The 12,516-nt window shown below is 58.4% G+C and carries 10 protein-coding genes; 8 read left to right on the plus strand and 2 right to left on the minus strand.

Translation table 11 applies throughout. The features are described from left to right. The first annotated feature begins 267 nt into the window (after positions 1-267). From efeU to phoH, 4 genes are all read left to right on the plus strand, one after another. The gene (efeU, locus tag ABLU87_RS23750) at positions 268-1,098 is read left to right on the plus strand and encodes an iron uptake transporter permease EfeU (protein WP_009653546.1); all 831 of its coding nucleotides are present in this window, start codon (positions 268-270) and stop codon (positions 1,096-1,098) included. Positions 1,099-1,150: 52 nt separating this feature from the next. Next, a complete protein-coding gene (efeO, locus tag ABLU87_RS23755) occupies positions 1,151-2,278 on the plus strand; it encodes an iron uptake system protein EfeO (RefSeq protein ID WP_025106254.1) in 1,128 nt (375 codons plus the stop codon). A 4-nt stretch (positions 2,279-2,282) separates the two neighbouring features. Further along, a complete protein-coding gene (gene efeB, locus ABLU87_RS23760) occupies positions 2,283-3,563 on the plus strand; it encodes an iron uptake transporter deferrochelatase/peroxidase subunit (protein ID WP_014838067.1) in 1,281 nt (426 codons plus the stop codon). A 509-nt stretch (positions 3,564-4,072) separates the two neighbouring features. Beyond that, on the plus strand, positions 4,073-4,861 hold the full coding sequence (gene phoH / locus ABLU87_RS23765) for a phosphate starvation-inducible protein PhoH (RefSeq protein ID WP_014228807.1): 789 nt from the start codon (positions 4,073-4,075) through the stop codon (positions 4,859-4,861). A 50-nt stretch (positions 4,862-4,911) separates the two neighbouring features. On the opposite strand, the gene ABLU87_RS23770 is transcribed toward phoH, so the two are convergent. Further along, positions 4,912-5,205: a YciI family protein gene (locus ABLU87_RS23770; RefSeq protein WP_014838068.1), complete on the minus strand. Its 294-nt coding sequence runs from the start codon at positions 5,203-5,205 to the stop codon at positions 4,912-4,914. Positions 5,206-5,320: 115 nt separating this feature from the next. Next, complete coding sequence (locus ABLU87_RS23775; protein WP_046876523.1) at positions 5,321-6,109, minus strand: MipA/OmpV family protein; 789 nt, start codon at positions 6,107-6,109, stop codon at positions 5,321-5,323. 122 nt (positions 6,110-6,231) lie between these two features. On the opposite strand from ABLU87_RS23775, the gene ABLU87_RS23780 reads away from it, so the two are divergent. From ABLU87_RS23780 to ABLU87_RS23795, 4 genes are all read left to right on the plus strand, one after another. After that, a complete protein-coding gene (locus ABLU87_RS23780) occupies positions 6,232-6,927 on the plus strand; it encodes a response regulator (RefSeq protein WP_049079877.1) in 696 nt (231 codons plus the stop codon). Next, positions 6,924-8,120 carry a HAMP domain-containing sensor histidine kinase gene (locus ABLU87_RS23785; protein WP_122117518.1) on the plus strand — a complete coding sequence of 399 codons (1,197 nt, stop codon included), beginning with the start codon at positions 6,924-6,926 and terminating at the stop codon, positions 8,118-8,120. Before ABLU87_RS23780 ends, ABLU87_RS23785 begins: the two co-directional genes overlap by 4 nt. Positions 8,121-8,198: 78 nt before the next feature. After that, positions 8,199-9,347: an efflux RND transporter periplasmic adaptor subunit gene (locus ABLU87_RS23790; RefSeq protein WP_049083456.1), complete on the plus strand. Its 1,149-nt coding sequence runs from the start codon at positions 8,199-8,201 to the stop codon at positions 9,345-9,347. Continuing rightward, complete coding sequence (locus tag ABLU87_RS23795; protein WP_122117517.1) at positions 9,344-12,418, plus strand: efflux RND transporter permease subunit; 3,075 nt, start codon at positions 9,344-9,346, stop codon at positions 12,416-12,418. Before ABLU87_RS23790 ends, ABLU87_RS23795 begins: the two co-directional genes overlap by 4 nt. The last annotated feature ends 98 nt before the right edge of the window (positions 12,419-12,516 follow it).

The raw sequence follows: 12,516 nt of genomic DNA on the forward strand, positions 1-12,516 counted from the left end.
TTATTTCGCAGGTCAATAAGGCCGCCATTTAGCCACAGCTGGGCAGCCGGGTAAATATCTGGCGCAAAAAATCCCGTCCTCCTGCCCGAGGGGCCTGGGCTGCGAGATAATCGCGCAAGTCATTATTTGTTCGCGACTGATTTACAAATCGTCATCATTCACTCCACATTTCACTTGTGTTTCTGATTATTGTAATGATAATCACTATCATAAATATTTACCTATCTTTGCATCAGTTGACTGCGGTTCACATTTAAGGGTGTTGGCATGTTTGTCCCATTTCTCATCATGTTACGTGAAGGCCTGGAAGCTGCGCTGATTGTCAGCCTGATTGCCAGCTATCTGAAACGCACCCAGCGCGGTAGCTGGATTGGCGTCATGTGGATTGGGGTGCTGCTTGCTGCGGCGCTGTGCCTGGGCCTCGGAATTTTTATCAACGAAACCACCGGCGAGTTTCCGCAGCGCGAGCAGGAGCTGTTCGAAGGCATCGTGGCGGTGGTGGCGGTGTGCATTCTGACCTGGATGGTGTTCTGGATGCGTAAGGTGTCGCGCAACGTCAAACAGCAGCTTGAGCAGGCGGTTGATAATGCCCTCCAGCGTGGAAATAACCACGGCTGGGCGCTGGTGATGATGGTTTTTTTCGCCGTCGCGCGTGAAGGCCTGGAATCGGTCTTTTTCCTGCTCGCCGCTTTCCAGCAGGATGTCGGAATCTGGCCGCCCATCGGCGCGATGCTCGGCCTCGCGACGGCCATCGTTTTAGGGTTCCTGATCTACTGGGGCGGCATCCGCATGAATCTCGCCGTCTTTTTCAAATGGACCAGCCTGTTTATTTTACTGGTGGCCGCAGGCCTCGCCGCGGGGGCTATCCGCGCCTTCCATGAGGCCGGACTGTGGAACCATTTCCAGGCGGTCGCCTTCGACCTGAGCAACGTCATTTCGACGCACACCCTATTCGGCACGCTGCTGGAAGGGATCTTCGGCTATCAGGAAACGCCGACCGTCAGCGAAGTGGCGGTCTACTTTATCTATTTGATCCCGGCGCTGGTGCTGTACGTCTCGCCGCCGGGTAAAAAAACCACCGCATCCCGGGCAGCGTAGTCGGGCATCGCGGATTGCAATAGTGACAACATACTTATCGAAAGGGATGGTCATGATGAATCATTTTCGTCGTAATGCGCTGCAGCTTACGCTTGCTGCGCTGTTCAGCTCGGCTTTTTACGCCCAGGCGGCCGATATTCCGCAGGTCAAAGTGACCGTCACCGACAAACAGTGCGAGCCGATGAACGTCACCGTGAAGGCGGGTAAAACCCAGTTCATCATTCAGAACCACAGCCAGAAAGCGCTGGAGTGGGAGATTCTGAAAGGGGTGATGGTGGTGGAAGAGCGGGAGAATATCGCCCCCGGCTTTACGCAAAAGCTGACGGCCAACCTGCAGCCGGGTGAATATGATATGACCTGCGGCCTGCTGACTAACCCGAAAGGCAAACTGACGGTGACCGGCGAGGCGACCAAAGATGCTGCCAAAGCCGATGCGCTGCTCAGCCTGGGTGAAGCCATTACCGCCTATAAAGCCTGGGTTAGCGCCGAGACCGCGGAGCTGGTTAGCGGCACGAAAGCCTTTACCGATGCGGTGAAAGCGGGCGATATCGAGAAGGCGAAAGCGCTGTACGCGCCGACGCGCCAGCACTATGAGCGTATCGAACCGATCGCCGAACTGTTCTCCGATCTCGATGGCAGCATTGACGCCCGCGAGGATGACTACGAGAAAAAAGCCGAAGATCCGAAATTCACCGGCTTCCACCGGCTGGAAAAAGCGCTGTTTGGCGATAACAGCGTCAAGGGAATGGATAACTATGCCGATCAATTGAACGCTGACGTTCTCGAGCTGCAAAAACGCATTAGCGAACTGGCGTTTCCGCCGTCAAAAGTGGTCGGCGGCGCGGCCGGTCTGATTGAAGAAGTGGCCGCCAGCAAAATCAGCGGCGAAGAAGATCGCTACAGCCATACCGACCTGTGGGATTTCCAGGCCAACATTGACGGCGCGCAGAAAATCGTCGACCTGCTGCGTCCGCAGCTGCAAAAAGAGAACAGCGCGCTGCTGGCGAAGGTGGATGCCAACTTCAAAAAGGTGGACGCCATTCTCAGCAAATACCGCACCAAAGATGGCTTTGAGACCTATGACAAGCTGACGGATGCCGATCGTAACGCGCTGAAAGGCCCGATCACCACGCTGGCGGAAGATTTGGCCCAGCTGCGCGGGATCCTGGGTCTGGACTAAGGCGATGGCTGAGCAAAAATATGATGTTAATCAACCGTCCCGGCGGCGGTTGTTAAAAGGGATCGGCGCGCTTGGCGGCGCGCTGGCGATATCCGGCGGCTGCCCGGTGGCGCACGCGGCAAAAGACAATAGCTCTCCGGGCACGGTGTCGCCGGATGCGCGTCAGGAAGCGCAGCCGTTTTATGGTCCACATCAGGCAGGAGTGCTGACTCCGCAGCAGGCGTCGATGATGATTGTCGCCTTTGATGTGCTGGCCAGCGATAAAGCGGACCTTGAGCGGCTGTTTCGCCTGCTGACCCGGCGTATTGCCTTTCTGACCAAAGGCGGTCCCGCGCCGGAGACGCCGAACCCGCGGCTGCCGCCGATGGACTCAGGCATTCTCGGGCCGTGGATCGCCCCGGATAATTTGACGATCACCGTCTCGGTGGGGCATTCGCTGTTTGACGAGCGTTTCGGCCTGGCTCATCAGGCGCCGAAGAGGCTGCAAAAGATGACGCGTTTTCCGAACGATTCGCTGGATGCGGCGCTGTGCCACGGCGATCTGCTGCTGCAAATTTGCGCCAACACCCAGGATACGGTGATTCACGCCCTGCGGGATGTGATTAAGCACACCCCGGATTTGCTCAGCGTGCGCTGGAAGCGGGAAGGGTTTATCTCCGACAGCGCCGCGCGCAGCAAGGGTAAAGAGACGCCGGTGAATCTGCTGGGCTTCAAAGACGGCACCGCGAATCCGGTGAGCACCGATAAGGCGCTAATGGATAAAGTGGTGTGGGTCACCGCCGACCAGGGAGAGCCAGCGTGGGCGACGGGCGGCAGCTATCAGGCGGCGAGGATTATTCAGTTCCACGTTGAGTTCTGGGATCGCACGCCGCTGAAAGAGCAGCAGACTATTTTTGGCCGCGATAAACTGAGCGGCGCGCCGCTTGGGATGCAGCACGAGCACGATGTCCCGGATTACAGCAAAGACCCTGACGGCGATACCATTGCGCTCGATAGCCATATTCGTCTGGCGAACCCGCGTACCCCGGAAACCGAATCCAGCCTGATGATGCGCCGGGGCTATAGCTATTCGCTGGGGGTGACCAATTCCGGTCAGCTGGACATGGGGCTGCTGTTTGTTTGCTACCAGCACGATCTGGAAAAAGGCTTCCTGACGGTGCAAAAGCGCCTGAATGGAGAAGCGCTGGAGGAGTACGTGAAGCCCATTGGCGGCGGCTATTTCTTTGTTCTGCCGGGGGTTATCGACGATCGGCATTATCTCGGGCAATCGCTGCTCGAAGCCTGACGTACCTGCCCGCAAGGGCAGGGCGTTTTCTGCTGTTTTTCCATTCATTTTTTGTATTTCCTGCCTTGTTTCATTTTTCTGTAATCTTATAGTCGGAAACTCTCCTCAGCTGCGATGAGAATTATTTGTTGTCTGTGTGTGAAAAATAAGTTGCGCTTAGAATTATTTCTGATGTACTTATTACAGGCGCGGTAGTTCTCGGCAGTAGTCTCGTTTCATTATGGAGATCGCGAATGCCCGATTGCTGTAACGGAAAACGTCAAACCCCAGACCGTACTCATCAGCACGGGAGCCCAACTTCCGGCCGCGATTTTCACACCGCAAAATCCTCCTCCTCTATCAAAGAAAACCAGAACCCAGGCAAGGTTACCGGTGCGCGTAGCCGTGACCCTCTGCCAATTCGTCAGGCAAGCAATGGCTTACAAGGAAGCCAAACCTCAATCGTTAGTGCGCATAATCGCGTCGATCGTGGCGCGTGTGATGTAAACCAACAACGCAAGGTGCTATCCATGGGAAGACAAAAAGCAGTGACCAGAGCTCGTCGTGAGGCCAAACGTGTGCTGAGACAGGATTCGCGAAGCCATAAGCAGCGCGAAGAAGAATCGGTCACATCGCTTGTGCAAATGAGTGGCGTAGAAGCCATTGGCATGGCGCGGGATAGCCGCGACGCATCGCCAATCGAAGCGCGCAATGACGCTCAGGCGCATTATTTGAATGCCATCGACAATAAACAGCTGATCTTCGCCACGGGCGAGGCCGGGTGCGGTAAGACCTGGATTAGCGCGGCAAAAGCAGCTGAAGCCCTGATCCATAAGGATGTGGACAGAATTATTGTTACCCGTCCCGTTCTGCAGGCCGACGAAGATCTCGGCTTCTTACCGGGAGATATCGCCGAGAAGTTTGCTCCCTATTTCCGACCGGTCTATGACGTGCTGGTGAGAAGGCTAGGGGCTTCCTTTATGCAGTACTGCCTGCGTCCGGAAATCGGCAAGGTGGAAATCGCGCCGTTCGCCTATATGCGCGGACGTACATTTGAAAATGCGGTGGTGATTCTGGACGAGGCTCAGAACGTGACCGCTGCGCAAATGAAGATGTTTTTGACCCGCCTCGGGGAGAACGTGACGGTTATCGTCAACGGCGACATTACCCAGTGCGATTTACCTTCAGGCGTACGGTCGGGTCTGACCGATGCGCTGGCGCGTTTTGAAGAGGATGAGATGGTGGGTATTGTGCGCTTTACAACCGATGATTGCGTGCGCTCAACGCTTTGCCAGCGCGCGCTGAAAGCCTACTACTGAGTACTTCTGCGTCTGCAAAGCCCGGGTGACCGGGCTTTGTTTTTGCTGCACTACAGAAGAGCCTGCAGTGAGGGAGCGGCCATCGTGGCTTCAAAAGGAACGATCTCGACTTTCGCTACGCCCGATTGCTGAAATGGATCCTGGCTCAGCCAGTTTTGCAGCCCATCCATATCATCGCCTTTAGCCAGAATCACGCCGCCGGACCTGGGGATTTTACGCCCCGAAGCGAGAAATATTCCGTCAGCATAGCCTTGCTTTAGCCATTCCACGTGCGCAGCAAGCTGGGCGTCTACCTGATCAAGCGGTTTAACGTAAGTCAGAACAACAACGGCAATGGTGCTCATTTTCCTTCCTTAACATTTAAATGTAACGCTGCAGAAGCTTATCATTCACGTGAACAGCGCTTCAGGTTTTTTTAATCAACCGGCGCGGTGGGTGTCTGGACGAGCGCAGGATCGATTAAAATGTCCAGGTGATTGCCGCGGTCACGGAACCTTCATTGCGCCGTGAGACTATCGGGCTGTCAGCGGCGTGTTCTCCGAGCCAGGTATAGCCGGCGCTGAGCGTGGAACCCCAATGCTCGTCATATTGATGGCTCCAGGTCAGCGCGTTGTCGATGCCGTAAAATCCGCCGGGGGCGCGATAGCGGCGATAGCCGGAACGGGCGCTCTGTCGTTGATCGACCCCGTAAAAGGTATTGGCGTACCGGCTGTCGCCAAACAGCGCGGCGGACTGTAAGGCAACGATATCCTGCGAATTCTGGAGCAGCAGGAGGGTTGCGGAGGTCTGATAATGCACGCCCTGGGCGTCGGTGAGCGGAAGCGTAGCCTTACCTTCAACGGTGAGCCACGGCGTGACCGACCAGCCGACGGCGAAGGCGGTATTCATGGTGGCTTTAATATTACCCATCCCCTTCAGCGTATTCGCCCCATCGCGCCAGCCTGAGTTTTTTTCCGCTCGCCCGAGGTCATAACCGAGCGTGTGCTCGAAGTAGAGACCGCTGTCGTCAGCCAGGTCATAGCCTATGCCTTTTTGGCTATCAATAAAGAAAGCGCCTTTCCGCCCCTGTAGTACGGGAACCACCTGCCAACTCTGCTTGTCAGAGCCGCTGTAACGAGGCGCGTATTTTCCGCCCACCCCGATAGTCAGCCCATCGGAAGGCGCGGCGGCTTCATCGGCACGCGCGCCGGGTGTTATCGCCATTAAAAACGGCACGACCATATACGGCGAAATTTTTCTGGCTATCATACTGTTCTCCACGTGGACGCGGGCGCCGCCGATAAGGACGCGCCGCAGAATGCCGGTGCAGTATGGTTTTGCTGAATCAATGAACGGTCGGGATAGTGTTAAGAAACGGTCAAGGTGAACAGATGTTGTCCAGAAGAGTGTTGATAATTGAAGATGACGCCGATGCGGCCGGGGTGCTTGAGGCCTATTTACGCCGGGAAAACTATGATGTGGCGGTCACCGTGGATGGCCTCGCCGGACTGGATATGGCGCAGCGCTGGAAACCCGATCTGATTCTGCTGGACGTGATGCTGCCCGGACTGAACGGGACCGAGGTGCTGGCCAGCCTGCGGCGGAAAAGCGATGTGCCGGTGATTATGGTTACCGCGATGGGGGATATGCCCGATCGTATTGGCGCGCTGCGCTATGGCGCCGACGATTATGTGGTGAAACCCTATCATCCCGGCGAAGTGGTGGCGCGAGTTCAGGCCGTGCTCCGGCGGAGCCGCAAAGCGGAGACGCAGGAAGACATTCTGCGCTGGCAGGGGCTGGAGGTGGACGTCGCTGCCATCGTCGCGGCCGTCAGCAATCCGGGGGAACCTGTCCATATTCTCGATCTTACCCCGACCGAGTTTTCGCTTCTGGCTACGCTGATGCGCGCCCCCGTCCGTCCCTTTTCGCGACAGTATCTGCTGGAGCGCTGCCTTCCTGAGAGCGAAGCGCTTGAGCGCGTGGTGGATACGCATATTTATAACCTGCGTAAAAAACTGGAGGGGGCGGGGGTATCCGGGGTGCTAGTCAACGTTCGCGGCGTGGGCTACAGGTTCAGACAGCCATGATGAAGACCCGTCACTCCTCTCTCTGGCGCTGGATTTGCGGGCGCATTCTGGCACTGGCCATCGGCAGCGTGATGGTTATCGCCACCTGTATGTGGCTGCGTTTCGCCGTGCAGAACTATTGGATCATGCACAAAATGCCGCCCGCTTTGCGGGAGGAATTCATTGCGCTCAGCCGCAATCCGGAGGCCAACCCGGCGCGTTTTCATCAGATTGTCGATACCTGGTGGGGATTGAGCTATTCCACGCCCTCTATCGCCTCAGCGGACTGGGTGACCGTGGCGGTGCTGGTGCTGGTCATGATCCCCTTCATTGTCGTCATGGGGCTCCGCTACGCCCGTCCGCTCTCGCTGCAGTTCAGCCGTCTTCGTGATGCGGCGAAGGACGTCACCGGGGGGCAATTTGGCCGCCAGGCGGAGCTGATTGAGGACGCGCCAGCGGAAATGATCCGCTTTGCTGCCGACTTTAACAAAATGACCGGCCAGCTGGCCCGCTATGATAAAGAACTCCGCGCCTCGCATGTTGCGATGGCGCATGAGCTTCGCTCCCCGCTGACGGCGGCGATTGGCCGTCTGCAGGGCATGCTGGATGGCGTTTTTGATACCCAGCCGCAGCAGCTGGTGATGGTGATGAAACAACTCCAGCATTTGAATCGATTGACCGATGAGCTGCATCTGCTTTCCCTGGCGGATGCCGGCAATCTGGTGCTCGATGAGCGGCCATTTTGTCTGGATGAGCTCCTTCAGGAGCGAGCCGCATGGTTAACGCCGCAGGCGGACGCGCAGAGCGTGACGATCGCCATTCAGCCATCGCCGTCCTGTCCCTTCCGCGGCGATGCTTTTCGCATGGGCCAGGTATTTAGCGTACTGATGGAAAATGCCGTACGTTACGGGCGCAGGGGGGGACATCTGGCAATTACGTTGCGCCGCGGCGAGGGCGCTTACACCATTGATTTTGTCGATGACGGGCCCGGCGTGGCGAGGCATTTTTTACCGGATATGTTTGAACGTTTTACCCGCGAGGAGGCGTCCCGCGCCAGACACTCCGGCGGCAGCGGCCTCGGATTATCCATTGCGCGCGCTATCTGCGTGGCGCACGGGGGGCGCATCAGCGCATCGCTACCGGCGAGCGGCGGCCTGCAGATTCGCGTTGTTCTGCCGTACGCTCCCGCCGCAGAAGAAAACAGCCTGCCTTGATAATCCCTTGACACAACGTCGAGCCATTCTCGATGAATGTGTCATGTAATGGCGCCATTTCCCGAACGGAGTGGCGTTATGTTATATGAGTTAGTTCTTTCCCTTCGTCAGTGCGTGTACGCTTTGCTCGGCGCAGAACGGACGCTATCCTGGTTTGCGCTGTTGCCGCCGATCGTACTGATCCTGATGATCGTACCGCTTGTGGGCTGCGGCGATAAAAGCGCCGAAAAGCCCGCGCCGGCCCGCCCGGTGCGCTACGTGGTGGTGGGTTCCCCGGCGACGCTTCCCGCTCTGGAAAGAACGGGCGAAATCCACGCGCATGATGAGACGGCCCTGAGCTTTCGTACTGCGGGCAGGATGCTGACGCGCGCGGTGGATGTCGGCGATCGGGTCAACTACGGGCAGCTGCTGGCGACGCTTGAAGAGACCAGCGCGCGAAATCAGTTGGACAGCGCGACGGCTGACGATGAGAGCGCCCGAGCGACCGCCCGGGTCGCCGCGCTGAACGTTAACCGGATGCAGAAGCTCATCGCCACGGGCGCAATCGCCCGCTCTCAGCTGGACAGCGCGCAGGCGGACTGGCTGGTCGCCAGCGCCCGGGTGAAGAGCAGCGAGGCCGCTTTGCGCAACGCCAGGGAAAGCCTGGGCTGGACGCGTCTTACTTCGCCGGGTGAGGGGGTTATCACGGCGGTCAGCGCCTCTCCCGGTCAGGTGGTCAGCGCCGGAGAGACGGTGGTGACGCTGGCGGCGGGTCAGGCGCGCGATGTGGTGTTTGATATCCCGGATCCCGCTAAGGTTGAGGCGCAAAGGGCGGAAGAATTTCAGGTTGCTTTGCTCAGCGATGCCGGGGTGAAGGCCTATGCTGTTTTGCGTGATATTAGCCCACAGGCCGATCCCCAGACCCGGACATGGCGCGTCAGGGCAACGCTCAAGAAACCGCCCGCCGCGATGGCGCTGGGCGCCAGCGTCACGGTAAGGCTGCCGTCATCAGGCTCGACGGGATACGCCATACCGGCTTCTGCGCTGAGCCGCTGCGGAGATAAACCGGCCGTCTTTGTCATCACCCCGCAGATGCAGGCGCAGCTGCGCGTTGTCGTTCCCGCCAGCTACACGGCTTCTTCCGCGATCATCGCCTCCGGCCTTGTACCCGGCGACCGGGTTATTACCGCCGGCGTTAGCAAACTGCGCCCGGGCGAAAAAGTCGTCGCCGGAGAGAGGCTGCCGTGAAAATAGCGCCGTCAAAAAATCGCTTTAACCTTTCTGCATGGGCGCTGGAAAACCCGCAAATGGTCAGTTTCTTTATGCTGCTGATTATGGTTATCGGTTCGCTCAGCTATACGCTGCTGCCGCGAAATGAAGATCCGGCTTTCACTATCAAAACGGCGGTAGTCTCGGCGCAGTGGCCGGGCGCGTCGGTAACGGATACCACGCATCTGGTGACGGATGTCCTGGAGAAAAAATTACAGGAAACGCCCTGGCTCGATTATATCGAAAGTGAAACCCGAGCCGGGCAAACGGTTATCTATATTAATCTCCGCGATGACACCCCGGCACACAACGTCCCGGCGATCTGGTACCAGATCCGCAAAAAAATGCAGGATATTGCGCCATCGCTGCCGGAAGGCGCGCAGGGACCGAGCGTGAACGATGAGTTTGACGACACGTACGGCACCATTTACGGATTTATCCCTGACGGATATAGCCTTGAGGAGGTGCGACAGCGGGTGGAGACGATCCGCCGTGAACTGATGTCCGTGCCGGATATCGGCAAAACGGTCCTCCTTGGCGAGCCGCAGGAGCAGATAGTCATCGCTTTTTCACCCGCCCGGCTGGCCGGTATGGGGCTTACCATTCAGCAGGTTGCGGACGCTCTGAAGGCCCAGAATGCCGTGGTGCCGGCAGGAACCCTGCGCACCGGGCAGGAGAATATCACCCTAAACGTCAGCGGGGCCCTCAGGAGCGAAGCGAGCCTGCGCGCCGTCATCCTGCACATCAACGATCGCTATCTTCCCCTGACCGATATTGCCACGATTGAAAGAAGCGCGGCCGAACCGCCTTCAGCGGCGTTTCGCGTTAACGGACGTCCTGCCGTTGGGCTGGCGATTTCCATGGCGCCGACGGGCAATATGCTGCGCTTTGGCGAGACGCTGAATAACAGAATGCGCGCCATCGGCGCCGGGATGCCGCACGGCATCGAGATAGTTAAAGTGGCTGACCAGTCGGCGGTGGTCAGCGGCGCCGTAAGCGGATTTGTCCGGGTACTGGTGGAAGCCGTGCTGATTGTGCTGGCGGTTTCTTTTGTCTCGCTGGGATTAAGGGCCGGGCTGGTGGTGGCCGCGGCGATCCCGCTGGTGCTGGCGTTGACCTTTGCCGGGATGCTGCTGGCAGGCATTGGTCTACAGCGCATCTCTCTCGGGGCCCTGATCGTTGCGCTAGGGTTGCTGGTGGATGATGCCATGATCGCCGTGGAAACCATGGTATCCCGGCTTGAGGCCGGCGATACGCGACGGCAGGCGGCGACGTACGCTTTCCAAACCACGGCATTTCCGATGTTGACCGGTACGCTGGTCATGATTGCCGGGTTTATTCCCGTCGGTTTTGCCTCATCCAGCGCGGGCGAATACTGCTTTTCGCTGTTTGCCGTGGTGCTGATGGCGCTTCTGAATTCATGGGTCGTGGCGATTCTGTTCTCCCCTTTGACCGGAACGTGGCTGCTGCCGGAAAAGCTGAAACATCGTGCCGCAGGCCCGGGCCGCATGGCGCGGGGATATGGACGACTTCTGCGTACGGTACTGCGCCACCGGCTTGCCACCCTTGGGATTGCGCTGGCCGCGCTGGGACTGTCGGTGTACGGGACCACGTTTATGCAGGGGGAGTTTTTCCCTTCATCTGATCGCCCGGAGCTGCTGGTCAGCCTGACGCTTCCGGCCAATGCTTCGCAGACGGAAACGGAGAAACAAACGGAGAGGCTGGAAAGGGCGCTCGCCGGGAATCGCAATATTGACCATTATTCGACCTATATTGGGGCGGGCGCCATCCGCTTTTATCTGCCGATGGATGTTCTGCTGGATAATGAAAATACGGCGCAGCTGGTGGTGGTGGCGAAAGACCTGGCCGCCCGCGACCGCCTGCGGGAACAGTTAAACGCGCTGCTGGCCACGCAATTCAGCGTTCTGACCTCGCGCGTTTCGCCTCTGGAGCTAGGGCCTCCGGTGGGCTGGCCGATCAAATACCGGGTCAGCGGGCCTGATTATCTCAAGGTCAGAGAGTATGCCGGGCGTCTGGCCGAGGCGATAGGGCGCTCGTCGTTAACCCGGGAGGTAAATCAGACCGCCGGCGAGCCGGAGAGAACCATCGTCCTGCAGGTGAACCAGACTGCCGCGCGGGCGGCGGGAGTGTCATCGCAGAGTCTGGCGCAGACGCTTAATACCGTCTGGTCAGGCACGACGGTCACATCGCTGAGAGACAATGACCGGCTGGTTGATGTGGTGCTGCGGGCGAACGACAGCGAGCGATTGAATCTTGCCACCCTGTCATCGCTGACGGTTGAGGGGCGCGGTGGAGAAAAAGTTCCCCTCAGCGCGGTGGCCACGCCAACCTGGGGAGTGGACGATCCGGTGCTCTGGCGTCGGCAAAGATTGCCGTTTATCACCGTACAAACCGACCTCGCGCCGGGAATGCGGGCAGAAGGCGTATCGAACGGTCTGCGCCCGACGGTGGATCAACTGCGCGCGGGTTTACCCACCGGTTACAGCATTGTCGAAGGTGGAGTGGTCGCGGAGTCCGAAAAAGGCAACAGCTCGGTATTGAATATTTTACCCGTCACCCTCGGCATTATGCTGTTATTGCTGATGCTTCAGCTGCGGCGCTATTCTCGTATGCTGCTGGCTCTGTTCATGGCCCCGTTCGGCTTGCCGGGGATTGTTATGGCCATGCTGCCGGGCGACACGCCAATGGGATTTGTGGCTCTGCTCGGCGTCATCGCGCTGGCGGGGATGATTATCCGCAATGCCGTGATACTTATCACTGAAGTTGACGGCAATCTGGCTCAGGGCATGGAAAGCGATGCCGCTATTATTGCCGCCGCAGAGCACCGGGCCAGGCCGATATTTCTGACCGCCTGCGCCGCGATACTGGGTATGGTCCCCATCTCTCACCAGGTATTCTGGGGACCGATGGCGTATGCCATCATTGGCGGGCTGATTGTCGCGACGCTCGTCACGTTAACCGTGCTGCCGGCGTCCTTTAGCCTGCTGCTGGAGAGGGGGAGATACCGGGAAAAACGTCCCGCCGCTTAATAACACTGGATGGCCGGGGGCGACCCCGGTCGGGGTGCAACAGGCGAAAAAAAAGCCCGTACTTGCGTACGAGCTCTTCTTAAAATATGGCGGTGAGG

Origin of the sequence: Klebsiella sp. CB_Kp196 (assembly GCF_040061575.1) — a bacterium.
GTDB lineage: Bacteria > Pseudomonadota > Gammaproteobacteria > Enterobacterales > Enterobacteriaceae > Klebsiella > Klebsiella michiganensis.

Excerpts from the sequence above, each read along its gene's own strand:
- efeO (WP_025106254.1), top strand. The coding sequence starts at position 1,151 with ATGATGAATCATTTTCGTCGTAATGCGCTGCAGCTTACGCTTGCTGCG.
- efeB (WP_014838067.1), top strand. The coding sequence starts at position 2,283 with ATGGCTGAGCAAAAATATGATGTTAATCAACCGTCCCGGCGGCGGTTG.
- efeU (WP_009653546.1), top strand. The coding sequence starts at position 268 with ATGTTTGTCCCATTTCTCATCATGTTACGTGAAGGCCTGGAAGCTGCG.
- ABLU87_RS23780 (WP_049079877.1), top strand. The coding sequence starts at position 6,232 with ATGTTGTCCAGAAGAGTGTTGATAATTGAAGATGACGCCGATGCGGCC.
- ABLU87_RS23785 (WP_122117518.1), top strand. The coding sequence starts at position 6,924 with ATGATGAAGACCCGTCACTCCTCTCTCTGGCGCTGGATTTGCGGGCGC.
- ABLU87_RS23770 (WP_014838068.1), bottom strand. The coding sequence starts at position 5,205 with ATGAGCACCATTGCCGTTGTTGTTCTGACTTACGTTAAACCGCTTGAT.
- ABLU87_RS23790 (WP_049083456.1), top strand. The coding sequence starts at position 8,199 with ATGTTATATGAGTTAGTTCTTTCCCTTCGTCAGTGCGTGTACGCTTTG.
- ABLU87_RS23775 (WP_046876523.1), bottom strand. The coding sequence starts at position 6,109 with ATGATAGCCAGAAAAATTTCGCCGTATATGGTCGTGCCGTTTTTAATG.
- phoH (WP_014228807.1), top strand. The coding sequence starts at position 4,073 with ATGGGAAGACAAAAAGCAGTGACCAGAGCTCGTCGTGAGGCCAAACGT.